Origin of the sequence: Rathayibacter tritici, from assembly GCF_001641005.1 — a bacterium.
GTDB lineage: Bacteria > Actinomycetota > Actinomycetes > Actinomycetales > Microbacteriaceae > Rathayibacter > Rathayibacter tritici.
On the sequence record NZ_CP015515.1, the window covers coordinates 1,568,463 to 1,591,151 of the forward strand.

A 22,689-nucleotide genomic window follows, 5' to 3' on the forward strand; every position below is an offset into this window, starting at 1 on the left:
ACGTCAGACGTCGATGCGGTCCCGCGAGAGCGACTCCGAGCCGCGGACAATGAACTCCTTGCGCGGTGCGACGTCGTTGCCCATCAGCAGCTCGAAGACCCGCCCGGCGTTCTCGGCGTCGGCGACCCGCACCCGGCGCAGTGTTCGTCGGGCGCGGTCCATCGTCGTCGTCGCAAGCTGGTCAGCGTCCATCTCGCCGAGGCCCTTGTAGCGCTGGATCGGGTCTTGGTAGCGGCGACCCGCTTTGCCGAGGGTGGCGAGAACGCTCTGCAGCTCCTTCTCGGAGTAGGTGTAGATCGTCTCGTTCGGCTTCTTGCCCGCGTTCAGCACGACTAGGCGGTGCAGCGGAGGCACGGCCGCGAACACGCGCCCCGCCTCGACCAGGGGCCGCATGTAGCGGAAGAAGAGCGTCAGCAGCAGCGTGCGAATGTGGGCACCGTCCACATCGGCGTCGCTCATCAGGATGATCTTCCCGTAGCGCGCAGCGGACAGATCGAAGGAGCGGCCGGAGCCGGCGCCGATCACCTGGATCATCGACGCGCACTCGGCGTTCGAGAGCATGTCGGCGATGCTCGCCTTCTGCGTATTGAGGATCTTCCCGCGGATCGGCAGCAGCGCCTGGTACTCGCTGTGACGGGCGAGCTTCGCCGTGCCGAGCGCGGAGTCGCCCTCGACGATGAAGAGCTCGCTGTTCTCGACGTCGTTGCTGCGGCAGTCCACGAGCTTCGCCGGCAGCGAGGACGACTCCAGCGCGTTCTTGCGGCGCTGAGTCTCCTTATGCGCGCGGGCCGAGATCCGCGACTTCATTTCGGCGACGACCTTCTCGAGCAATTGCGCGGTCTGCGCCTTGTCCTCGCGGCGGGTGGAGGAAAAGACGGCGCCCAGAGTCGAGCCGATGGTCGAGGCGACGATCGCGCGGACCGCGGGCGTACCGAGCACTTCTTTGGTCTGGCCCTCGAACTGTGGCTCGGGGAGGCGCACGGTCAGTACGGCGCTGAGTCCCGCAAGCACGTCGTCCTTCTCGAGCTTGTCCGAGCCGACCTTCAGGCGCCGCGCATTCGCCTCCACCTGCGAGCGGAGCAGCTTCAGCAGGCCCTGCTCGAAGCCGGTCTGGTGCGTCCCGCCCTTGGGCGTCGAGATGATGTTGACGAAGCTGCGCATCACCGTCTCGTAGCCGGTCCCCCAGCGCAGCGCGATGTCGACCTCGCAGGTGCGCTCCACCTCGGTGGGCACCATCGCGCCGCCGGGAGTGAGCACCGGCACCGTTTCCGTGAAGGTTCCCGAGCCGGTCAGACGCAGCACATCGGTCACGGGCGCATCGGGAGCCAGGAACTCGACGAACTCCGAGATGCCGCCGTCGTAGCGGAACATCTCGGCGCGGCGCTCCTCCGCCCGGTCGTCGACGATGTCGATCGTGAGCCCCGGGACCAGGAACGCGGTCTGCCGAGCGCGGGTCACCAGGTCATCCGTCTGGAACGACGCGCCCTTCGTGAAAATCTGGCGGTCGGCCCAATAGCGCACGCGGGTGCCGGTGACGCCCTTGGCGACCTTCCCGACCACCGCCAGCTCCGATCCGTTCTCGAACGGCATGAACGGGGCGTCGGGAGTGGGCTCGCCCGTATCGGCGAAGCGGCCCGGCTCGCCGCGGTGGAACGACATCCGGTAGGTACGGCCATTGCGGTCGACCTCGACATCCAGGCGCTCCGAGAGCGCGTTGACCACCGAGGCGCCGACCCCGTGGAGACCGCCGGACGCGGCGTACGAGCCGGAGCCGAATTTGCCACCGGCATGCAGCTTCGTGAAGACGACCTCCACGCCGGAGAGTCCGGTCTTGGGCTCGATGTCGACGGGGATGCCCCGCGCACGGTCGCGTACCTCGACGCTGCCATCCGCGTGCAGCAGCACGCTGATCTCGGTGCCGTGCCCGGCCAAGGCCTCGTCGACGGAGTTGTCGATGACCTCCCACAGGCAGTGCATGAGGCCGCGCGAATCGGTCGAGCCGATGTACATGCCGGGCCGCTTCCGGACCGCTTCGAGACCCTCGAGGACGGAGAGATGCCGGGCGTTGTAGTCGGTAGAGGCCATCCGCTCAGTCTACTTTCGTGAGCGGATTCGACCGCGGTGGCGCGACGCACCGCGTGCGCCCGATGTCCGCCGGACGAGTGCCCCTACGCGCAGAGCGAAATGCCGCCCGATCGACTCCGTGCGGAAACAATCGCGTGCTTGGATGGGTTCCACTAAGCAGAGATCGAAGACCGAGTGCAGGAGGCCAAGTCATGTCGACCACAGCAACCCAGAACGGCGTGGACGAACTCGCCAGCGCCCACCAGCTCTCCGCCGCCGACCGCTGCGACAGCTGCGGTGCGCAGGCGTACATCCGAGTGGTCGTGAACAACGGAGAACTGCTGTTCTGCGCACACCACGGCAAGAAGTATCAGGAGAAGCTCTCCGGCATCGCCCAGAGCTGGCACGACGAGTCCGCCCGGCTTTTCGAGGAGCAGCGCCCCTAGCTGGTTCCCGACCGGCTCGGACGGCGTGTCCATGCCGTACTGACCGACACCGCTACCGACCGACACCGAGCCGCTTCGCGATCACATCGCGGGCGGCTCGTGCCGTGTCATCGACCGTGCGGATGCGCGCGTCGGACGCGGAGTAGGAGTCGCCGAGCGCGCGGCGCAGGATCGTATCGGCGAGTACCGGGTTCTTTGCCAGAACAGGGCCGTGCAGGTGTGTGCCGAGCAAGCCACCCGCGGAGTAGCCCTCATAACCGACTCCGTCCCCGGTGCCGTGCAGCACCCGGCCCAACGCGTCCGCGGGAGCGATGCCGGTCATCCGGCGCTCGTGGTTCTCGAAGCCCACCAGGACGCCAGAGGAGCTCTCGACCAGGAGGTCGTCGGTCACCCGCTCCCCCGCGATCGACGCGCCGGGAAAAAGGCCGATGCCCTCGACCTCGCCATGCGGAGTGCTGATCGACCCCGCCAGCATGTCCCAACCGGCGCCCACGGCGAGGACCTGCGTACCCTGCTCGACCCACGAGCGCAGCGTCGGAGCCACTTCTCGCAGGAGTGCGAGCACAGCGGCCAGGTCCTCGTCGGCGCCGGTGCCGGCGACCAGCACGTCCGGGCGCACCTCCGCATCCGCGGCGACGGCCAGGGGTACGACGTCGGCCGCGACCCCCGACCAGCGTGCGCGGGCCGCGAGGACCCGGGCGTTCGCTGCGTCGCCGTTGCTGTCCAAGACATCGGGGGCGAGCACGGCGATGCGGAGGGTGGTCACGCGGTCTCCTCGCGGTTGGTGACGAGTTGCAGGTGCGCGCGCGTGCGGCGCATGGAGTCGGCCGAGAAAATGATGGTCTTCCGGCCGGAGACGGGGGTCGGCAGTGCGAGGAAGGTGTCGAGCGCGCGGCCGAGGTCGTCGTCGACCTCGTCGATGACGACTCCGTCGTAACGCAGGTGCAGCGCCGCCTCCTGCGCCTTCGACCCCGAGACGATCCGCACGCGTCCGAGCACCGAAGTGTCGACGGGCCAGAAGTAGGAGGGGTCGCGCACGTCGGAGCCGATAGCGAGCATGATCTGCTCGGTCCCCTCGGGGATCTCGGTGATGTTCAGACGGTAGCTGGCCGGGTTCTGCACGAGCACGAACTCGACCTCGTGTCCGCGCACAGTGACGATCTCGCCGCGCCCGAAGACGGGGTCGATGGCGGACAGCGCGGATGCGGTCAGCGTCGCGTCGAAGCGCTCGGCCAGGACGGCACGGGCCGTCGAGACGGCGGCTGCGGCGTCGACCGCGTAGTGCACTCCCCGGGCGGGCAGGCGCACCTCGAGCGGATCGCCGTCACTGACGATCCGCGCGGCCGCTCCCTGAGTGCTGTCGACGATGGTGGTGGCGCGATCGGCGCCGCCGTCCGACTCCGAGGCGTAGCCCAGACCGCCCGCAGCAGATGCGCGCACCGCGTCGGAGACCCCGTACCAGCGAACCCGATCGTCTGGGAGCGAGGTCGCGACATCGGCGATGTGGCGGTCGTCGGCATTGAGCACGACGGGACCGGTGGCTCGGGACGCGATCGTGCCGAGCATGCGGGCGACCATCGCCGGATCGAAGAAGCGGTCGATCTGGTCGACGACGACGTTCGTCAGCAGCACGACCCGGGGGCGCATCCGGGGCGCGAGCCGGGCACCGTGCCCCTCGTCCATCTCGAGGACGGCGATGTCCGCATCGATCCGCCCGCGCAGGTCGGCGCGTTCGAGCAGAGCGGAGGTGAGGCCCTGCGCGATGTTGGCCGTGGAGGGATTGGTGAACACGCGGAGACCGTGCGCGCGGAGGACGGCGACCAGCATCTTGGTGGTGGTCGATTTGCCCGCGGATCCAGTCACGACGACGAGGCCGTCGGGGAAGCCGTCGAGCGCGGCGGGCAGAAACCCGGGCGCGACCCGGTTCACGACGAGCCCGGGCACGGCGGACCCTCCGCCGGGCTTGCGGAGCCGCGCAGCGAACCGAGCGGCCCTCCCGAGGAGGACCGCCGGCGCATAGCGGATCACCGGCCTACTCGAGGTAGTCGCGGAGCGACTGCGAGCGGGACGGGTGGCGGAGCTTGGCCATCGTCTTGGATTCGATCTGCCGGATGCGCTCGCGCGTCACACCGAAGGTATCGCCGATCTGGTCGAGCGTCTTCGGCATGCCGTCGCCGAGACCGAAGCGCATGCGGATCACGCCGGCCTCGCGCTCCGAGAGCGAGTCGAGCAGCGACTCCAGCTGCTTCTGCAGCATGGTGAAGCCGACCGCGTCGGCCGGGACGACCGCCTCGGTGTCCTCGATGAGGTCGCCGAACTCGCTGTCGCCGTCCTCGCCCAGAGGAGTGTGCAGCGAGATCGGCTCGCGGCCGTACTTCTGCACCTCGATGACCTTCTCGGGGGTCATGTCGAGCTCGCGCGAGAGCTCCTCGGGCGTGGGCTCGCGACCCAGGTCCTGCAGCATCTGGCGCTGCACGCGGGCGAGCTTGTTGATGACCTCGACCATGTGCACCGGGATGCGGATGGTGCGCGCCTGATCGGCCATCGCTCGGGTGATCGCCTGGCGGATCCACCAGGTCGCGTAGGTCGAGAACTTGAAGCCCTTGGTGTAGTCGAACTTTTCGACGGCACGGATCAGACCGAGGTTCCCCTCCTGGATCAGGTCGAGGAACTGCATGCCGCGACCCGTGTAGCGCTTCGCAAGGCTGACGACGAGTCGGAGGTTCGCTCCAAGCAGGTGACTCTTCGCGCGCTGCCCATCCTTGGCCACCCAGCGCAGCTCGCGGACGAGCTCCGGGCTGAGCTCGCTGGAGTTGGCGAGCTTGTCCTCGGCGAACAGGCCGGCCTCGATGCGCATCGCGAGCTCGACCTCCTCGGCCGCGTTGAGGAGCGCGACCTTGCCGATCTGCTTGAGATAGTCCTTGACCGGATCGGCGGTGGCGCCGGTGATCGCGGTCGAGTAGACGGGGACTTCGTCGTCCTCGCCGCCGAACGAGAGGACGAGTGCACCGCTGGGGAGCGGCTCGACCGGAGCGGTCGCAACGGCGGCCGGAGCCTCGGGCGTCTCCGTGTCGTCTTTGGCCTCGGTCTCGGTGTCCTCGACGACGACCTCGGTCTCCTCGTCCTCCGCGACCTCGGCCTCGTCGGGCTCGGTGGGGCCTGTCGGCTCCTCGTCGGTCTCCGCCGGTGCAGCCGCCTTGGTGGTGGCGCGCGAGCGCGTGGTCTTGGCGGCGGCGTTCTTGGCCGCCGTGGTCTTCGCCGCGGGCTTGCGCGCCGCGGGCTTCTTCGTGGTCGTCGTCGCGTCGTCGTCGACGGCGTCGAGCGTTGCGGTCTTGGTAGCTCTGGTGGCCATGGCGGCACCTCTCCATCCGTTGCGACCCGGAGGCGGGCGGCGCCAGGAAAGGCGTCGTCCGTCGGTGGGCATTACGAGGACCCATGTCAAGTCGAGGACGTCGCACGCCCGACGTGGGCCTGGTGCTCCTCGACCCGAACGGGTCCTATTGACAATTATTGCACGTCTGAGTAGTGCAGCCGTGCGGTGCGGCGCGAGTGGGACTCGGTCCGAGGGATCCGGACCGCTCCTGGGGACAGTATGTCTACACGACGGCTGAGTTTTCGGATCGGCGAATCGGCGAAGACGATGGTCAAGGCCCGGCGCGGCCGCGGCGCAGACGATCATTGAGTGCAACCCACAGCGGGGCCACTGTTATTCCCTCGTCCTCCGCGAGACGACGGCGGGTCCGGCGACGCGCGAGCAGGAGACCCACGACTCCGGCGCCGATCACCACGTATTGCACGCACCACGCCAGGCGGAAGTGCTCCAACGCATAGGTCTGCTCGGAGGCGGCACCCGGGCCCGCGAGCGCGTCCAGGATCAGGCCGATCGCGAACATCATCGTGAAGCTGGCGAGAAAACCCCCGACGTTCACGACGCCGTTGGCCGCGCCGAGGCTCCTCGCGGGATTGAAGGTGCGGGCGAAGTCGAACCCGATCATCGACCCGGGGCCGCCCGCGCCTACGACGATCAGCAGGAGGACGATCAGCCAGTACGGCGGGACGCCGGGCCAGACCAGCACGACGGTCCAGGCGACGGCCATCGCCGAGACGATGCCGAGTACGAGGTTGCTGCGCCGCGTCGGGTGGCGCGCGGTCAGGATCCCGAGGACCGGCCCGACGATGATCCCCGCGATCACGACGATGGTGAGTGTTGGTGCCGCGACCGTGGGCGTCAGGCCGATCGCGTAGACGAGGAACGGGTAGCCCCAGAGGAGCGTGAACACCGTGCCGGAGGACTGCGTCACGAAGTGCGACCAGAAGCCGAGCTGCGTCCCCGGCCGTCGCATGCTCACTCCGAGCTGCGCGATCGTCGCGCGGAGTGTCGGCGGTACGAGAACGATCGGCTCGGTGCGCGGCGGGACATCGGCGATGAGGAGGAGGACGCCGAGGAAGGACACGGCGCCCAAGCCCGCGGCCGAGAGGAACGCCGGCTCCCAGCCGAAGGTGTGCAGAACCGCCGCGAACGGAAGAGCGGAGAGGATCTGGCCGACCTGGCCGATGTTTCCGATCCATTGGGAGAGCTGGGGCACGATCGGCCCGCTGAACCAGGTGACGATCAGGCGGATCACCGAGGTGAAGATAGCCGCATCGCCCGCTCCCAGTAGGACGCGGCCGAGAATCGCAACACCGATGTTCGGTGCGAGCGCGACCACGACCTGTCCGGCCATCATCAGGGCGGTGCCCGAGAGGATGAGGGTCCGCGGACCGAATCGGTCGATCAGGATTCCGACTGGGATCTGCATCCCGGCGTAGACGATCAGCTGGACGACGGCGAGCGTTGAGAGGACGGCGGCCGCCACCCCGAACCGCTCAGCCGCGTCCACTCCGGCGACGCCCAGTGTTGTGCGGTCCAGGACCGCTACGAGGTAGGCGAAGGCTCCGGCACTGAAGACGAACCAGGCTCGACGATTCCGCACTCGTCCGATCCTACGGCCGCTCAGGGGGCGGTCGGCTCCTCGCCGGGGCGTCGGATGGCGAGGAACTTCTCGAGTTCAGCGGCGATGGCGTCGGCGCTGGGAACGAAGCCGTCCTCGTCGGTGAGCGGCGAGCGCAGGCTCGTCCCCTCCATGTAGGTGTCGTGGCGGGCCTCGAGGGCCGAGACCAGTGTGTGCAGCTCCTCGTTTCCGCCCACCTGCTCGTCGACCTTGCCGAGGAACTCCCGCCCGCTTTCGCGCAGGCGATCGGTCGGGAAGATCAGACCGGTCGAGGCCGAAATGCTCTCGAGCGCCGCGACGGCCGCCTGCGGGTATTCGGTGTCCGAGAGGTAGTGCGGGATCAGCAACGCGAATCCGACGACGGCGAGACCGCGCTGGTAGAGGCGCAGCTCGAGCAGGTGGAGGACGTTCGAGGGGACCTGCGTGTGCGGCCTCCACACCGACATCGCGTCGATCAGGTCTTCGCGGTTGCCGCTCACGGTGACTCCGACGGGCCGCGTGTGCGGCACCGGCATCGGTATCGCCTGAACCCAGGTCGTCGACGCAACGTCGAGGCGCTCGATCAGCGAGACCACGGCCCGGGTGAACCGCTCCCACTGAAAGTCGGGCTCGAAACCGGTGAGCAGAAGGAACGGCTGATGCAGTTCGTCGTGCGCGAGCGAGAGCCGAAGCATCGCCGGTCGGTAGTCGGTCAAGTGGTCCTGGTCGAAGGTGATGATGGGACGCCGAGCACGGTAGTCGAGGAGCTGGTCCTGGTCGAAGACCACGACCTGGCGGTGTTCGAGTGTCTGGAACAGGTACTCGCCGAGCTGGCCCACCGCGCCGCCGGCGTCCGCCGAGCCGGTCAGACCCGCGACGAGGTGCAGCCCGCGCGGGATCTCGGAGAGGTCGCCCTCGATCTCGAACAGGTCTTCCGGATCCAGCATGGGTCCAGTGTAAACGGGGGTCTCCCCGCTCCGGCCGGGTCCGCTGAGCCCTCAGCGAACAGCGCCTAGCATTGCCGCCATGCCCCTCTCCTCTCTCGAGTACTCGAGCGTCCCCGCCTCCGACATCGACACCGACGCCCTGGTCCTGGGCGTCGCCCCCGGGCCTGACGGTCCTCGACTCGTCGGCGCAGAGGGCTTCGAGGAGCTGGCTTCCGCGCTCAGCGCGCTGGGCGCAACCGGTGCCGCCGACACGCTCGTCCGCGTGCCGTCCTCGGTCCGCGCGGGAGTGGTCGTCCTCGTCGGCCTCGGCTCGGCGGAGCCCGATGACACCGCCCTGCGCAGCGCCGCCGGGGCCGCTGTCCGCCTGCTGGCCGGCTCCGCCTCCGTCGCCCTGGCGCTTCCCGCCGGCTCCGACGGCACTCATGCCGCCGTTGCGGAAGGCGCGGCTCTCGGCTCCTACGCTTTCACCGCCTTCCGGGGCACCACCGCCGCGACGGTGAAGCCGGCAGTCGAGCGCGTCGTCCTGCTGGGCGCCCCCGACACCGCCGTCCTCGACCGTGCACTCGTGCTCGGCCGCGCCGTCTCGACGGTCAAGGACCTGGTCAACACTCCTCCGTCGCACCTCTACCCCCAGACACTCGCCGAGGCCGTGCAGTCCGGCGCGGAGGGGCTGCCCCTCGAGGTCACCGTCTGGGACGAAAAGGCCCTCGCTGAGGAGGGGTTCGGCGGCATTCTCGGCGTCGGCAGCGGCTCCTCCCGCCCGCCGCGACTGGTGAAGGTCGTCTACTCGCCCGAGGGAGCGAGCACTCACCTCGCGCTCGTCGGCAAGGGTATCACTTTCGACAGCGGCGGACTCTCGCTCAAGCCGCCGATGTCGATGATCGGGATGAAGACCGATATGGCGGGAGCGGCCACTGTGTACGCCGTCGTCCGCGCTATCGCCGAGCTCGGCCTGCAGCTGCGCGCGACCGCGTGGCTCTGCATTGCCGAGAACCTGCCTTCGGGCACGGCGATCCGGCCCGACGACGTGCTCACGGTTCGCGGCGGGACCACAGTCGAGGTGCTGAACACCGACGCCGAGGGTCGCCTGGTGCTCGCCGACGGCCTCGTTGCCGCGAGCGAGGAGCAGCCTGATGCGATCATCGATGTTGCCACGCTGACCGGGGCCTCGGTCGTCGCCCTGGGCAACCGGACCATCGGCATCCTCGGCGATGACGAGCTCGTCGCGAGTGTCCTCGAGGCTGCTCGCACGGCCGGTGAGACCTTCTGGCAGATGCCCCTTCCCGCCGAGCTGCGACCGCTGCTCAACTCCGAGATCGCCGACATCGCGAACGTCAAGCCGGGCAACATCGCCGGCGGGATGCTGCTCGCCGGCCACTTCCTTCGCGAGTTCGTCGGCACGCGCGGAGAGGGAGACGACGCGACCCGGATTCCGTGGGCGCACCTCGACATTGCCGGGCCCTCGAGCAACGGAGGAACCGGCTACGGCTTCACCGGAGCCGGTGCCACCGGCGCCTCCGTCCGAGCGCTGATCGCACTGGCCGAGGGCTTCGCGAGCGCGTAGTAGGGTCGACAGGGCGGGAGATTCCGCCTCGTCCCTCCTCCCGATCCGCCGAGCGTTGTGCGCCGGATCAGGTCGGCCGGGCAGCGGGACCGCACGTCGCGAGGGAGTCACTGGGTGTCGGAAGAGCGCTACGACCTGGTCGTGCTCGGAGGTGGCAGCGGCGGGTACGCGGCGGCCCTGCGGGCGACGCAGCTCGGGATGAGCGTCGCGCTCGTCGAGCGCGACAAGCTCGGCGGGACCTGCCTGCACCGCGGCTGTGTGCCGACCAAGGCACTCCTGCACGCCGCAGAGCTGGCGGACGGCGCTCGAGAGGGCGGCAAGTACGGTGTGCTCTCGAGCTTCGCCGGCATCGACATGGCGGGAGTGACCCGCTACCGCGAGGGCGTCGTCGCGGGCAAGTACAAGGGTCTGCAGAGTCTCGTGTCCTCGCGCGGCATCACCGTGGTCTCCGGCGAGGGTCGTCTGAGCGCGGCGGGCACGGTGACGGTGGGTGAGCACGTGCTGCACGGCGGGTCGGTCGTCGTCGCCACGGGATCCGCCTCGCGGACGCTCCCCGGGATCGAGATCGGTGGACGCATCATCACGAGCGACCAGGCGCTCGAGCTCGCTCACGTGCCCGCGAAGGTCGTCGTTCTCGGCGGCGGAGTGATCGGCGTCGAGTTCGCCAGCGTCTGGCGCTCGTTCGGAGCAGAGGTGACGATCGTCGAGGCCCTCCCCCACCTCGTCCCCAATGAGGACGAGAGCGTCAGCAAGCAGCTTGAGCGGGCCTTCCGCAAGCGCGGGATCGCCTTCCGGCTGGGATCTCGCGTCGCCTCGGTCTCGCAGGGCGAGGGCGGCGTCTCGGTGACGCTCGAGAGCGGCGCCACCGTGGAGGGTGAGGTGCTGCTCGTCGCCGTCGGCCGCGGCCCGGTGACCGCGGACATCGGCCTGGAGGAGGTCGGCGTGAGCCTCGATCGGGGCTACGTCCTCACCGATGAGCGGTTGCAGACCTCCGTCCCCGGCGTGTACGCCGTCGGCGACATTGTTCCGGGCCTGCAGCTCGCGCATCGGAGTTTCCAGCAGGGGATCTTCGTAGCGGAGGAGATTGCCGGGCTCGGCCCGCAGGTCGTCTTGGATGTCAACGTGCCGAAGGTGACCTATAGCGACCCGGAGGTCGCCTCCGTCGGCCTCAGTGAGGCGCGTGCGATCGCCGAGTACGGCGCTGAGCGCGTCGCCGTGTACGACTACGGGCTGGGCGGTAACGCCCGCAGCACGATCATCGGCACGACGGGCTCTGTCAAGGTCGTGCGCGTGCTCGACGGTCCCGTCGTCGGTGTCCACATGGTCGGCGCGCGGGTCGGCGAGCTGATCGGCGAGGCCCAGCTCATCGTGAACTGGGAAGCGCACCCCGAGGACGTCGCCCCCCACCTACACGCCCATCCCACTCAGAACGAGGCGCTCGGCGAGGCGCACCTCGCGCTGGCCGGGAAGCCGCTGCACGCTCTGTAGAACCACTGCGGGGCGGCGACCCGCCGCGTCCGCATCACTAAGCTGAACATGGAAACACAAGCGTCTTAAGGAGACAGGCTCATGAGCGAATCCGTCAGCCTCCCGGCACTCGGAGAGAGTGTCACGGAAGGAACGGTCACCCGCTGGCTGAAGAACGTCGGGGACCGCGTCGAGGTGGACGAGCCCCTGCTCGAGGTCTCGACCGACAAGGTCGACACCGAGATCCCGTCGCCGATCGCGGGCGTGATCGAGGAGATCCTCGTCCAGGAGGACGAGACGGTCGAGGTCGGCGCCGAGCTGGTCCGCATCGGGGACGGTTCCGGAGCCACGACCTCGGCCGAGCCCGAGGCTCCGGCGCAGGAGACCCCCGAGGTCGAGGCCGCTGAGACCGAGCCGACGGAGGAGGCGACGCCGTCGGTCGACGCGGACAGCGACGCCGAGGGTCCCGCTCCGGCCGAGCCTGAGCCCGCACCGGCGGCCGAGAAGCCCGCCGCCCCCGAGGCCGCGGCTCCTGCTCCGTCTGCGCCTGCAGCTGCTCCCGCCCCGGCAGCTGCCGCGACCCCCGCTCCTGCTGCTGCGCCTGACGCCTCGCCGGAGCCGACTGACTCCAACCCCGGCTACGTCACCCCCCTCGTGCGCAAGCTCGCGGGCGAGAACGGCATCGACCTCTCGACCCTCACCGGTACCGGCGTCGGAGGCCGTATCCGCAAGCAGGACGTCCTCGATGCGGTCGAGGCCGCGAAGTCGGCTCCCGCCGCGCCGGTGCCGGCTCCGGCAGGCGCTGCCGCCACGCTCGCCCGCACCCCGCTCGAGACCTCGCCGCTGCGCGGCACGACGCAGCCGATGTCGCGTCTGCGCAAGGTGCTCGCTCAGCGCGCGGTCGAGTCGATGCAGACCAGTGCTCAGCTCACGTCGGTGATCGAGGTCGACGTCACCGCCGTCGCCCGCTTCCGCGACTCCGTCAAGACGAGCTTCCAGGAGAAGACCGGCGCCAAGCTGTCCTTCCTCCCGTTCTTCGCTCTGGCGGCCGCGGAGGCGCTCAAGGCCTACCCGGTGATCAACTCGACGCTGGACGGCGAGTCGATCGTCTACCCGGACCACGAGAACATCAGCATCGCCGTCGACACCGAGCGCGGCCTGCTGACTCCGGTCCTGAAGAATGCGTCCGAGCTGAACCTCGCACAAATCGCCACGACGATCGGGGACCTGGCCGAGCGCACCCGCAACAACAAGCTCAAGCCCGACGAGCTCGCCGGCGGCACCTTCACGTTGACCAACACCGGCTCGCGCGGTGCCCTGTTCGACACCCCCGTCGTCTTCCTCCCGCAGACGGCGATCCTCGGCACCGGCATCGTCACCAAGAAGCCGGCCATCGTGCAGGTGGACGGCGCTGACGCCATCGCGATCCGCTCGACCGTCTTCCTCGCGCTCTCCTACGACCACCGCACGGTCGACGGGGCCGACGCGGCGCGCTTCCTGGTCGCGATCAAGGAGCGCCTCGAAGAGGGCTCGTTCGAGAACGACCTCGGCATCTGAGCTGCCCGCGCTGAGCCGCCCTCTCATGGGGTCGCTCCGGCATAGACGTCGCGGATAGCCCAGCCGGCCTCCGTCCTGATGATCAGGACGGAGGCCGCTGCTGTTCCCGGCGGTGTTCCGAGATGGACCACTGCCGACGCTCCGTTCACGTCGGCGAGGACCGCCGATACGTCGCCGTGAGCGGGAAGGCGGTCGGCGACTCCGTCGCCGACCGTACCGAGCGGAGAGTCCGCAGTGACGAGGCGCCGGGTGCAGCTCTGGTCTTCGCATGCTCGTGCAGCGGCGAGCAGGAGTTCCGCCGCTTCCTCTGCCTCGAGCGCGGCCGGGACAGCCTGTGCAGCAGGAGTCGGGGGCAGCGACGGATTCACCGTCGGGTACGGAGTGCCGCTGCTCGTCGACACCGAGTCCGCCGCGCCGGCAGCGCGCAGCTCGTCCGGAGACCCGGCGAGCATCCCGGTGAGTACTGCACCCAGCAGGATCACGAGTGCCGTGGCCAGCGGACCCCGTCGCCGCACCGCGAGGGCACGCGCGCGATCAGGCCAACCGTCGAGCGGATGCACGCGTCGGTGCCTACCGAGCGGCACTGATGCGGCGCTTGGCCGGACGCCGGCCCCTGCGCTCGCCCGAAGAGCGCGCACTTCCTCCCCGATGCCCTGCGGATCGGCGAGCCCGTAGAGCGTACCCTCCAGCGCCAGCAGATCGCGATGCCGGGCGAGGGCGGCGACGGGAAGCTTCGGGCAGTGGGGGCCGACACGCTCCAGAACTCGTTGAAGTGACTCGCGTGTCTCCCGTGGAGTGTCGACGGCCGGGGTCGTCAGCAGCAGCACCGGGCGGCCCTGCTCGGTCAGGCCGATGTCGTCCGCTGTCGGAGCGAGCCAGATGCCCTCGGCCGCGGCGGAACGCACAGCACCGACCACAGGTGCGAGGAGGGTCACCGCGGCACCCGGCCCGATCGTCCGCCCGGCCGTCAGAAACTGCTCGAGGACGGCGACGACAGCAGGAGAGGTCAGCACACTGCGCTTACCGTGCCGCGGCTCCATGCGAACGATGCGCTCGCGATGCCGATGCTCGGCGAGAACGGCGACCGGCACGCTCCGCAGCTCCTCCGCCTCCCGGCGTCGGAGGACCCGCGACGCGAACCCGGGGTCGTCGGAGGCGGGCGTGACGGGCGGGCGCTTCTCCCCGTCCATCCGGCCGGCGCCGTGCATCCGGCCCTGGGCCGTCCCGCTGCTCATCATGGGGAGAGCCTGCCCGGCTGCCACGCAGCGCGGGGAGTGCTCTCCCCGATCGGTGGAGAGAACGACGCAGTTCACCCCTGTGGAGGAGCCGGATCTCTCTCCCGGTCGGCCGCGGAGCTCCCGCTCGGTATCCTTGTGGTCATGGCACGCAGCACGGAACCGTCGACGAAGGCGGCCAAGGAACCCGGACGTCTCAAGCAGATGTGGCAGGTGTTCCAGATGACCCGCCGCTACGACAGCAGCGCCGTGTGGATCATCCTCCTCGCCCTCCTGCTCCCCGTCCTGCTGGGCGTGCTCCTCGGAATCCTGCTCGGCAACGGCAACGGCTTCGTGATCGCGCTGTGGATCGTCGTCGGCGTGATGGCGGGCCTGGTCGCCGGTCTCGCGGTCCTCTCCCGTCGCGCCGAGCGCGCCGCCTACGGCCAGATCGCCGGGCAGCCCGGAGCGGTGGGCGCGGTCCTGCGCAGCGGTCTGCGCGGCACGTGGACCGGCGGCGAGATGCCCGTCGCCGTCAATGGCAAGACCCAGGACGCGGTCTACCGCGCGGTCGGGCGCGGCGGCGTCGTGCTGATCGCCGAGGGTCCCGCCTCCCGAACCAAGCGGATGCTGGAGGACGAACGGCGCAAGGTGTCGCGGATCCTGCCGAACGTCCCCGTCACGTTCGTGACTGTCGGCCCGGATGCCGACGCCACGCCGCTGCATCGGGTACCGCGCCGCCTCGCGAAGACGAAGAAGGTCCTCACGAAGGCGGAGGTGATCGCGGTCAAGAACCGGCTCTCCTCCTTGAACACCTCGCTGCCGATCCCGAAGGGCGTCGACCCCTTCAAGGTGCGGTCGCAGCGCCCGCGCTGATGTTCGCCAGGCACGGCATCCGTTAGGAGCGCACGAGCACTGTGCCGGCGACCTTGTCGTGGAAGCCGCGCTGGTCCGAGTCCCAGACGAGCGCGGGAACGAGCACCGCCAGCAGCACGGAGCGCACGAGCGGGCGCCACACACCGACCCAGCCACCACCGAGCCGGACGACGCGCATGCCGAGGAGGCGGTGGCCGACGCTGCCGCCGATCGTGGGGATGAAGACCACCTGCAGCACAATAAAGAGCAGCAGGCTCGCCCAGCGGTCGTAGTCGAAGAAGGCCAGCGAGAGCAAGGCGGACACCGCGAAGTCGACGGCGAGGGCGGCGATGCGGCGTCCCGGACGTCCGATCGAGAGCCGGCCCTCGCGGGGGAGGCCGAGGCGCTCCCCCGGGTACTCGCTCGGGGCGGCGTCGGCGAAGGTCCTGCGATCGGCGGCTGACATCCTTCGATCTTATCCGCGGAGTCTCGCAGCGGCCTCGGGACAGCGGAGCGGGCGCGGCGGTCCGGCCCGGCGCCGTAACATGCCGGAAACAACAGGGACACGGTGGGGAAACCCCCCGTCACTACCCTGGAGCAGCTGCGTTCAGCAGCGACCCGTTACGCCATTGGAGACCTTTGCATGTTTAAAGATTCTTCCGAGGTGCTCACGTTCATCAAGGACACGGACGTCAAGTTCCTCGACATCCGGTTCACCGACCTCCCCGGTGTCCAGCAGCACTTCAACATCCCCGCCTCGACTGTCGACGAAGAGTTCTTCTCCGTCGGCCAGCTCTTCGACGGGTCCTCGATCCGCGGATTCGCGAACATCCACGAATCGGACATGCAGCTGATCCCCGACGTGACGACCGCCTACGTGGACCCGTTCCGCGTCGAGCGCACACTGATCCTCGTCTTCGACATCTACAACCCGCGCAACGGCGAGATCTACTCCAAAGACCCCCGCCAGGTCGCGAAGAAGGCCGAGAAGTACCTCGCGTCGACCGGCATCGCCGACACGGCGTTCTTCGCCCCCGAGGCCGAGTTCTACATCTTTGACGACGTCCGCTACGAGGTCACGCAGAACGCGGCCTTCCACTCCGTCGACTCCGTCGAGGGTGCGTGGAACTCGGGACGTGTCGAGGAGGGCGGTAACCTCGGCAACAAGACGCCCTACAAGGGCGGCTACTTCCCCGTCAGCCCGGTCGACAAGCAGGCCGACCTCCGCGACGACATCTGCCTCAAGCTGATCGATGCCGGCCTCATCCTCGAGCGGTCGCACCACGAGGTGGGCACCGGCGGACAGGCCGAGATCAACTACCGCTTCGACACGATGGTGCACGCGGCGGACGACATCCTGAAGTTCAAGTACATCGTCAAGAACACGGCCGAGCAGTGGGGCAAGACCGCAACATTCATGCCCAAGCCCCTCTTCGGCGACAACGGCTCGGGCATGCACACGCACCAGTCGCTGTGGAACGACGGCACGCCGCTGTTCTATGACGAGAACGGCTACGGCGGACTCTCGGATGTCGCGCGCTGGTACATCGGCGGCCTGCTCAAGCACGCCCCCGCGGTCCTCGCGTTCACGAACCCGACGGTCAACTCGTACCACCGCCTGATCCCGGGCTTCGAGGCGCCGGTCAACCTCGTGTACTCGGCCGGCAACCGCTCCGCGTCCATCCGTATCCCGATCACGGGCACCAACCCGAAGGCGAAGCGCATCGAGTTCCGCGCGCCCGACGCCTCCGGCAACCCCTACCTCGCGTTCGCCGCTCAGCTGATGGCGGGCCTGGACGGCATCAAGAACCGCATCGAGCCGCACGAGCCGGTCGACAAGGACCTCTATGAGCTGCCCCCCGAGGAGGCGAAGCTCATCCCGCAGGTCCCCGCGACCCTCGGCGAGGCGCTCGACGCCCTCGAGGCCGACCACGACTTCCTGCTCCAGGGCGGCGTGTTCACGCAGGAGCTCATCGATACCTGGATCGAGTACAAGCGCGAGAAGGAGATCAAGCCCCTCGCGCAGCGCCCGCACCCGTTCGAGTTCGAGCTGTACTACGGGGTCTAGTCCCGCAGCACCGCCAGACGGGCCGTTCCTTTTCGGAGGAGCGGCCCTTCGCCGTTCTCGGAGGCAGGCGTCAGCGGTGGGTCGGAGAGTCCCCCGCGGCTGGCCCGTAGAACAGCCGCTCGAAGACCGCGCGGGCTCGGCGGGTTACGCCGAGATAGTCGTCCTCCAGGGCCGTCGCGGAGCCGGCCGGGTACTCCAGCAGGCGCGCGACGCCCTCGAGCTGGCGGCGATCGGTAGGGAGGACGTCGCTCGTACGGTTCCCCCAGAGCGTGGTGCCCGAGCGGACGCGGGAGGCGAGGATCCAGGCCGCGCGGAGTCGCTTCGCATCCTGGCCGCCGATCAAGCCCTCCTCCTCCGCCACCGCCAGCGCTACGAGGGTCGACGTGGTCCGGAGGGGCGGCAAGGAGCGCGCGTGCTGCAGCTGGAGGAGCTGCACCAGCCACTCCACGTCGCTCAGCGATCCGCGGCCGAGTTTGAGGTGTCGGCGGGGATCGGCGCCCTGCGGCAGGCGCTCGCTCTCGACGCGAGCCTTGATCCGCTTCACCTCGCGGATGTCGCGGTCCGAGATCTCGGCGGGATAGCGAACGCCGTCGGCCAGCTCCGTGAAGTCGTCGATCAGCGCCTGGTCGCCTGCCACTCCCCTGGCTCGCAGCAACGCCTGCGCCTCCCACGTCAGCGACCAACGGGCGTAATAGGCCCGGTGCGAGTCGAGAGAGCGCACGAGCGGCCCGTTCTTGCCTTCGGGGCGCAGGTCAGCGTCGAGGTCCAGCGGGAGGCGCGAGTCCTCGGTCAACCGCACCAGCTCCGCGACAACGAACTGGGAGTACAGCTGCGCCTGGTGCGGTTCGGCTGTCCCTGGTCGCTGCACGTACATGACGTCGGCGTCCGAGCCGAAGCCGAGCTCCGCTCCTCCGTAGCGCCCCATGCCGATGATCGCGAACTCGGCCTGGGAGCCGGGCCGCGTGCCGCTGTCGCGGCGAATCGCAGCGAGCACCCCGGTCAGCAGGGCGCTGATGATGTCGGTGAGGCTCGTCGCGATCTCGTCGATGGTGCTGAGCCCCAGTATGCCGCCCATTGCTGTCCGCAGTACCTCCCGCCTGCGCATCGAACGCAGGACGGAGGCCACCGCGTCGGCGCTGTCGTGGCGGGCGAGCACGGCGCGGACCTCCTCGCCCAGCTGGGCGGCGTTTCGCGGGCGTACAGCGTCGTCGTCCTCGAGCCACGCGGCCGACTCCGGGATCCGGTCGAGGAGTTCACCGACGAAACGCGATCCCGAGAGCACCGTCGTCAGGCGCTTCGCGGCGCCCGAGGAGTCGCGCAGCATGCGGAGGAACCAGGGCGTACCGCCGAGGACGTCGCTGAGCCGACGGAACGCGAGCAGTCCGTAGTCAGGGTCCGGGCCGTCCGCGAACCACTGCAACATCACCGGAACGAGGTGGCGTTGGATGCTCGCGCGGCGCGAGACGCCCGAGGTCATCGCGGCAATGTGGCCCAGCGCCCCCCGGGCGTCCGCGAAGCCGATGGCGGCGAGGCGCGCCTCCGCCTGGCCGGTGGAGAGCTCGGTTCCCCCGTCGGAGAGTGCGGCAACGGCCGAGAGGAGCGGGCGGTAGAACAGACGCTCGTGCAGTCCGCGAACGCGGTTCTTGATGCCGTTCCAGACGCTCAGCAGTTCCTCCGCCGTGCGAGCGAGGCCGCTGGAGCGGGCGAGGGTGCGGAGTTCGTGCTCGTCGCGGGGCATGAGATGCGTTCGACGCAGGCGCCGCAGTTGCACGCGGTGCTCCAGGAGGCGCAGCGCGCGGTAGTCCTGCGCGAATTCCTCCGCAGCGGCGCGGCCGATGTAGCCGCGTTCGGCGAGGGCTCCCAGGGCGAGCAGAGTGCCGGGCATGTGGATCTCGTCGTCGGTCTGCCCGTGCACGAGTTGCAGCAGCTGCACCGTGAACTCGATATCGCGCAGCCCGCCCGGCCCGAGCTTGATCTGGTAGTGGACATCGTTCTGCGGGATGTTCGCGGTGACTCGCTCGCGCATCCGCTGGACCGACTCGACGAAGTTCTCACGGGAGGCGCTCGACCACACTTTCGGCGCGACCGCATCGACGTACGCCCGACCGAGCTCCAGATCGCCGGCGAGCGGACGCGCCTTGAGGAGCGCCTGGAACTCCCAGCTCTTCGCCCAGCGGTCGTAGTAGGTGATGTGGGACTCGAGGGTGCGCACGAGGGCACCCTGCTTTCCCTCCGGCCGGAGGTTCGGGTCGACCTCCCACAGCTCCGGCTCCATCGCCAGGGCGGACGTGCCGCGCATCAGTAGAACGGCGAGCCGGGTGGCGATGTCGATCGCGCGCGCGTTCGAGAGCCCGCGCTCCGGGTCGCCCTCGGCCACGAAGATCACATCGACGTCGCTGACGTAGTTGAGCTCGGAGGCGCCGGCCTTGCCCATGCCGATCACGGCGAAGCGGGTGGCCGCCACCTCGTCCCGGCCGACATGTCCGGGGCCTGCGCCGCCGACCAGCTCGCTCCGCGCCACGGCGAGCGAGGCCTCCAGCGCCGCGCCGGCGAGGTCGGCTAGCGCGCGTGTCACCCGGTCGATCGCCGACACCGGATCGGCTTGGCTGAGGTCGTGCACGACGATCCGGGTGAGCAGGCGTCGGTACCGCACGCGCAGCGCGGTCCACCCCGCCTCCTCCCGAAGCGTCGAGAAGCCGTCGATCGCGCCGACCGAATCCAGCAGCTCGGCCCTCATCTCGGCGCGGCCGGAAAGAGTCCGGACCGGCTCCAGGATGCTCGCGAGCTCCTCGGGACGCCGCTGCAGGAAGTCGGCGAGCCCGGAGGAGGCCCCGACCACCAGCAGCAGGCGCGTCAGAGCCTCATCGTCGGCGAGGACCGCGTCCATCCGATCGCGGTTCCGCCGCAGTATGTCGATCAGTGCGAGCAGAGCCTCGTCCGGATCGGCCACGCGAGCGAAGGAGGGCAGTACGGACTCGAGCTGCCGACCCGCCAGCAGCTCCGCCTCGGCCAGCCGCGCTCCGGTCTCGCCGAGCGCGGCGAAGCCGAGGCGAGCGACATCGCGCAGAGAGCGTTCCCGGGGCATGGCCGAGAGGTCAGAGCATCTCGAGGTTGCTGCGCAGCTCGTACGGAGTGACCTGGGCGCGATACTCGGCCCAGTCCTTCCGCTTGTTGAGCAGCACGAAGTTGAACACCTGCTCGCCCAGCGTCTCCGCGACCAGCTCCGACTCCTCCATCAGCGAGATGGCGCGGTCCAAACTCGCGGGCAGGGCCCCGTAGCCGAGTGCACGGCGCTCCGCGTCCGAGAGCGCCCAGACGTTGTCCTCGGCCTCGGCGGGGAGCTCGTAGCCCTCCTCAATGCCCTTCAACCCGGCGGCCAGGAGCAGCGAGTAGGCGAGGTAGGGATTCGCCGCGGAGTCGAGAGCGCGGTACTCGATGCGCGAGGACTGGCCCTTGTTCGGCTTGTACAGCGGCACCCGCACGAGGGCGGAGCGGTTGTTGTGGCCCCACGAGACGTAGCTCGGCGCTTCGTCTCCGCCCCAGAGGCGCTTGTAGGAGTTGACGAACTGGTTGGTCACCGCGGTGATCTCGGGGGCGTGCTTGAGCAAGCCCGCGATGAACTGCCGGCCGAGCTTGGACAGCTGGTACTGGGCGCCCTGCTCGTAGAACACGTTCACGTCGCCCTCGAAGAGTGACAGGTGGGTGTGCATGCCCGAACCGGGGTGCCCGGAGAGCGGCTTGGGCATGAAGGTCGCGTACACGCCCTGCTCGATCGCCACCTCCTTAATAACCGTGCGGAAGGTCATGATGTTGTCGGCCGTCGTGAGCGCATCGGCGTAGCGGAGGTCGATCTCGTTCTGACCAGGTCCCGCCTCGTGGTGGCTGAACTCGACCGAGATACCCAAGTCCTCCAGCATCCGCACGGAGCGCCGCCGGAAGTCGTGCGCCGTGCCTCCGGGGACGTTGTCGAAGTACCCGGCGGAGTCGACCGGCTCCGGCCCCTCGGCGCCGAACGACGACGACTTCAGCAGATAGAACTCGATCTCGGGGTGCGTGTAGAACGTGAACCCGCGCTCAGCCGCCTTCGCCAGCGTGCGCTTGAGCACGTTGCGCGGATCGGCGACGGCGGGCTGACCGTCGGGCGTCGTGATGTCGCAGAACATCCGCGCCGTCGGGTCGATCTCTCCGCGCCACGGCAGGATCTGGAACGTCGAGGGGTCCGGGTGCGCCAGGACGTCCGCCTCGAACGAGCGGGTGAGGCCCTCGATCGCGGAACCGTCGAAGCCGAGGCCCTCCGCGAACGCACCCTCGACCTCGGCCGGCGCGATGGCGACCGACTTGAGCGTGCCGACGACATCGGTGAACCAGAGGCGAACGAATTTGATCCCTCGCTCTTCAATGGTGCGAAGAACGAAGTCCCGTTGCTTGTCCATCCAGACCCCTCCTGTTTCGACCCTCAGGCTACTGCCTTCGACCGGGGCCCGCGGGGCGCTGCAGGCGCGCCGTAGACTGGCGCCCATGCCCGCGCAGCCCGCCAAACGCGTTCGAACCCGCCACTTCCAGACCGCGAAGGACTCCGGTGTCCGCATCACCGGGCTGACGAGCTACGACCAGCTGACGGCGAAGATTTTCGACGAGGCCGGGATCGACTTCCTCCTCGTCGGTGACTCCGCCGGCAATACCGTACTCGGCTACGACACGACGCTCCCCGTGACCGTCGATGAGCTGATCCCCCTGGCGCGTGCTGTCGCTGGGGCCGTGGAGCGTGCCTTCGTCGTTGCCGACATGCCCTTCGGCTCGTACGAGTCCGGGCCCGACGACGCGCTGCACACGGCTTTCCGCTTCATGAAGGAGACGCACGCGCACGCGGTCAAGCTCGAGGGTGGAGTGCGCTCAGCCGAGCAGATCCGCCGCATCGTCGAGGCGGGCATCCCCGTCATGGCGCACATCGGCTTCACGCCGCAGAGCGAGCACGGGCTCGGCGGGCACATGGTCCAGGGCCGTGGCGAGGGGCTCGAGCAACTGCTCGCCGACGCGCATGCCGTCCAGGAGGCGGGCGCCTTCGCCGTCGTCCTCGAGATGGTTCCGGCTGATGCGGCGCGGCAGGTCACCCAGGAGCTTCGGATCCCGACGATCGGAGTCGGTGCGGGACCCGATGTGGATGGCCAGCTCCTCGTGTGGACCGACTTCGCAGGCTTCACCACTGGTCGCATCCCCCGTTTCGTCAAGCAGTATGCCGACCTGCGGGGAGTACTGACCGGAGCCGTAACCGCCTACCGGGAGGACGTCGAGTCCGGTGCCTACCCCGGCGCCGAGCACAGCTACGAATAGTTGCGCCTAGCGGTCCTCGGCAGCGTCCTCCTCGGCCCACTTCCGGCTGTTCTCGCGCAGCCGCTCCAGAGCATGCGCCGCCTCCTCGCGTGAGGAGAAAGGTCCGACCCGGTCGACGGAGGGGGATACGAAGCCCTGCTCCACCGTGCCGGCCGTGAGGTTGTACCACCAGGAATTCGCGTCGCCGTCAGCCATGCGCGCGATCC

At 69.2% G+C, this 22,689-nt stretch carries 18 protein-coding genes; 7 read left to right on the forward strand and 11 right to left on the reverse strand.

Annotated elements, in window-relative coordinates:
• Positions 1-3 precede the first annotated feature (3 nt).
• Positions 4-2,085, reverse strand: coding sequence for a DNA gyrase/topoisomerase IV subunit B (locus tag A6122_RS07110; protein WP_068253199.1), 2,082 nt, complete (start codon positions 2,083-2,085; stop codon positions 4-6).
• Between the two features lie 191 nt (positions 2,086-2,276).
• Here A6122_RS07110 and A6122_RS07115 point away from each other — a divergent pair, with 191 nt between their 5' ends.
• The gene (locus A6122_RS07115) at positions 2,277-2,510 is read left to right on the forward strand and encodes a DUF7455 domain-containing protein (protein WP_068253202.1); all 234 of its coding nucleotides are present in this window, start codon (positions 2,277-2,279) and stop codon (positions 2,508-2,510) included.
• A gap of 52 nt (positions 2,511-2,562) precedes the next feature.
• On the opposite strand, the gene A6122_RS16965 is transcribed toward A6122_RS07115, so the two are convergent.
• The 5 genes from A6122_RS16965 to A6122_RS07140 form a co-directional block, all read right to left on the reverse strand.
• Positions 2,563-3,276, reverse strand: coding sequence for a type 1 glutamine amidotransferase (locus A6122_RS16965; RefSeq protein WP_068253205.1), 714 nt, complete (start codon positions 3,274-3,276; stop codon positions 2,563-2,565).
• Complete coding sequence (locus A6122_RS07125; protein ID WP_084415873.1) at positions 3,273-4,538, reverse strand: Mur ligase family protein; 1,266 nt, start codon at positions 4,536-4,538, stop codon at positions 3,273-3,275. The genes A6122_RS16965 and A6122_RS07125 overlap by 4 nt, the downstream gene beginning before the upstream one ends.
• A gap of 4 nt (positions 4,539-4,542) precedes the next feature.
• Entirely contained in the window at positions 4,543-5,862 is a 1,320-nt protein-coding gene (locus A6122_RS07130; RefSeq protein ID WP_068253207.1) for an RNA polymerase sigma factor, read from the reverse strand.
• Between the two features lie 292 nt (positions 5,863-6,154).
• On the reverse strand, positions 6,155-7,483 hold the full coding sequence (locus tag A6122_RS07135) for an MFS transporter (protein WP_068253209.1): 1,329 nt from the start codon (positions 7,481-7,483) through the stop codon (positions 6,155-6,157).
• Positions 7,484-7,503: 20 nt separating this feature from the next.
• A complete protein-coding gene (locus tag A6122_RS07140; protein ID WP_068253212.1) occupies positions 7,504-8,427 on the reverse strand; it encodes a proteasome assembly chaperone family protein in 924 nt (307 codons plus the stop codon).
• Between the two features lie 79 nt (positions 8,428-8,506).
• Between A6122_RS07140 and A6122_RS07145 the strand changes: the two genes are divergently transcribed.
• The 3 genes from A6122_RS07145 to sucB all read left to right on the forward strand — a co-directional run bounded on the left by A6122_RS07145 (position 8,507) and on the right by sucB (position 13,015).
• Positions 8,507-9,991: a leucyl aminopeptidase gene (locus A6122_RS07145; protein WP_068253215.1), complete on the forward strand. Its 1,485-nt coding sequence runs from the start codon at positions 8,507-8,509 to the stop codon at positions 9,989-9,991.
• 114 nt (positions 9,992-10,105) lie between these two features.
• Positions 10,106-11,479, forward strand: coding sequence for a dihydrolipoyl dehydrogenase (gene lpdA / locus A6122_RS07150; RefSeq protein WP_068253217.1), 1,374 nt, complete (start codon positions 10,106-10,108; stop codon positions 11,477-11,479).
• A gap of 81 nt (positions 11,480-11,560) precedes the next feature.
• A complete protein-coding gene (sucB, locus tag A6122_RS07155; protein ID WP_068253220.1) occupies positions 11,561-13,015 on the forward strand; it encodes a 2-oxoglutarate dehydrogenase, E2 component, dihydrolipoamide succinyltransferase in 1,455 nt (484 codons plus the stop codon).
• A 23-nt stretch (positions 13,016-13,038) separates the two neighbouring features.
• Here sucB and A6122_RS07160 read toward each other — a convergent pair whose 3' ends face one another.
• On the reverse strand, positions 13,039-14,253 hold the full coding sequence (locus A6122_RS07160) for a hypothetical protein (RefSeq protein WP_104261902.1): 1,215 nt from the start codon (positions 14,251-14,253) through the stop codon (positions 13,039-13,041).
• 141 nt (positions 14,254-14,394) lie between these two features.
• Here A6122_RS07160 and A6122_RS07165 point away from each other — a divergent pair, with 141 nt between their 5' ends.
• Positions 14,395-15,105, forward strand: a complete 711-nt coding sequence (locus tag A6122_RS07165) for a DUF4191 domain-containing protein (protein WP_068253225.1) — start codon at positions 14,395-14,397, stop codon at positions 15,103-15,105.
• A 22-nt stretch (positions 15,106-15,127) separates the two neighbouring features.
• Here A6122_RS07165 and A6122_RS07170 read toward each other — a convergent pair whose 3' ends face one another.
• Entirely contained in the window at positions 15,128-15,550 is a 423-nt protein-coding gene (locus A6122_RS07170) for an RDD family protein (RefSeq protein ID WP_068253228.1), read from the reverse strand.
• Between the two features lie 177 nt (positions 15,551-15,727).
• Here A6122_RS07170 and glnA point away from each other — a divergent pair, with 177 nt between their 5' ends.
• A complete protein-coding gene (glnA, locus tag A6122_RS07175) occupies positions 15,728-17,152 on the forward strand; it encodes a type I glutamate--ammonia ligase (protein WP_068253230.1) in 1,425 nt (474 codons plus the stop codon).
• A 70-nt stretch (positions 17,153-17,222) separates the two neighbouring features.
• Here glnA and A6122_RS07180 read toward each other — a convergent pair whose 3' ends face one another.
• Together A6122_RS07180 and A6122_RS07185 are read right to left on the reverse strand one after the other, a co-directional pair.
• On the reverse strand, positions 17,223-20,237 hold the full coding sequence (locus A6122_RS07180; protein ID WP_068253233.1) for a bifunctional [glutamine synthetase] adenylyltransferase/[glutamine synthetase]-adenylyl-L-tyrosine phosphorylase: 3,015 nt from the start codon (positions 20,235-20,237) through the stop codon (positions 17,223-17,225).
• A gap of 10 nt (positions 20,238-20,247) precedes the next feature.
• A complete protein-coding gene (locus A6122_RS07185; RefSeq protein WP_068253236.1) occupies positions 20,248-21,585 on the reverse strand; it encodes a glutamine synthetase family protein in 1,338 nt (445 codons plus the stop codon).
• 85 nt (positions 21,586-21,670) lie between these two features.
• On the opposite strand from A6122_RS07185, the gene panB reads away from it, so the two are divergent.
• Positions 21,671-22,483, forward strand: a complete 813-nt coding sequence (gene panB / locus A6122_RS07190; RefSeq protein WP_068253239.1) for a 3-methyl-2-oxobutanoate hydroxymethyltransferase — start codon at positions 21,671-21,673, stop codon at positions 22,481-22,483.
• Positions 22,484-22,489: 6 nt separating this feature from the next.
• Here the strand turns inward: panB and A6122_RS07195 are convergent, their stop codons facing one another.
• Positions 22,490-22,678, reverse strand: a complete 189-nt coding sequence (locus tag A6122_RS07195) for an SPOR domain-containing protein (RefSeq protein WP_068253242.1) — start codon at positions 22,676-22,678, stop codon at positions 22,490-22,492.
• Positions 22,679-22,689: the final 11 nt, after the last annotated feature.

What these genes read in the sequence shown, in the direction of transcription:
- A6122_RS07110 (WP_068253199.1), bottom strand. Translation starts at nt 2,085, where the DNA reads ATGGCCTCTACCGACTACAACGCCCGGCATCTCTCCGTCCTCGAGGGT.
- A6122_RS07115 (WP_068253202.1), top strand. Translation starts at nt 2,277, where the DNA reads ATGTCGACCACAGCAACCCAGAACGGCGTGGACGAACTCGCCAGCGCC.
- A6122_RS07130 (WP_068253207.1), bottom strand. Translation starts at nt 5,862, where the DNA reads ATGGCCACCAGAGCTACCAAGACCGCAACGCTCGACGCCGTCGACGAC.
- A6122_RS07140 (WP_068253212.1), bottom strand. Translation starts at nt 8,427, where the DNA reads ATGCTGGATCCGGAAGACCTGTTCGAGATCGAGGGCGACCTCTCCGAG.
- A6122_RS07145 (WP_068253215.1), top strand. Translation starts at nt 8,507, where the DNA reads ATGCCCCTCTCCTCTCTCGAGTACTCGAGCGTCCCCGCCTCCGACATC.
- sucB (WP_068253220.1), top strand. Translation starts at nt 11,561, where the DNA reads ATGAGCGAATCCGTCAGCCTCCCGGCACTCGGAGAGAGTGTCACGGAA.
- A6122_RS07160 (WP_104261902.1), bottom strand. Translation starts at nt 14,253, where the DNA reads ATGATGAGCAGCGGGACGGCCCAGGGCCGGATGCACGGCGCCGGCCGG.
- A6122_RS07165 (WP_068253225.1), top strand. Translation starts at nt 14,395, where the DNA reads ATGGCACGCAGCACGGAACCGTCGACGAAGGCGGCCAAGGAACCCGGA.
- A6122_RS07170 (WP_068253228.1), bottom strand. Translation starts at nt 15,550, where the DNA reads ATGTCAGCCGCCGATCGCAGGACCTTCGCCGACGCCGCCCCGAGCGAG.
- glnA (WP_068253230.1), top strand. Translation starts at nt 15,728, where the DNA reads ATGTTTAAAGATTCTTCCGAGGTGCTCACGTTCATCAAGGACACGGAC.
- A6122_RS07180 (WP_068253233.1), bottom strand. Translation starts at nt 20,237, where the DNA reads ATGCCCCGGGAACGCTCTCTGCGCGATGTCGCTCGCCTCGGCTTCGCC.
- A6122_RS07185 (WP_068253236.1), bottom strand. Translation starts at nt 21,585, where the DNA reads ATGGACAAGCAACGGGACTTCGTTCTTCGCACCATTGAAGAGCGAGGG.
- panB (WP_068253239.1), top strand. Translation starts at nt 21,671, where the DNA reads ATGCCCGCGCAGCCCGCCAAACGCGTTCGAACCCGCCACTTCCAGACC.
- A6122_RS07195 (WP_068253242.1), bottom strand. Translation starts at nt 22,678, where the DNA reads ATGGCTGACGGCGACGCGAATTCCTGGTGGTACAACCTCACGGCCGGC.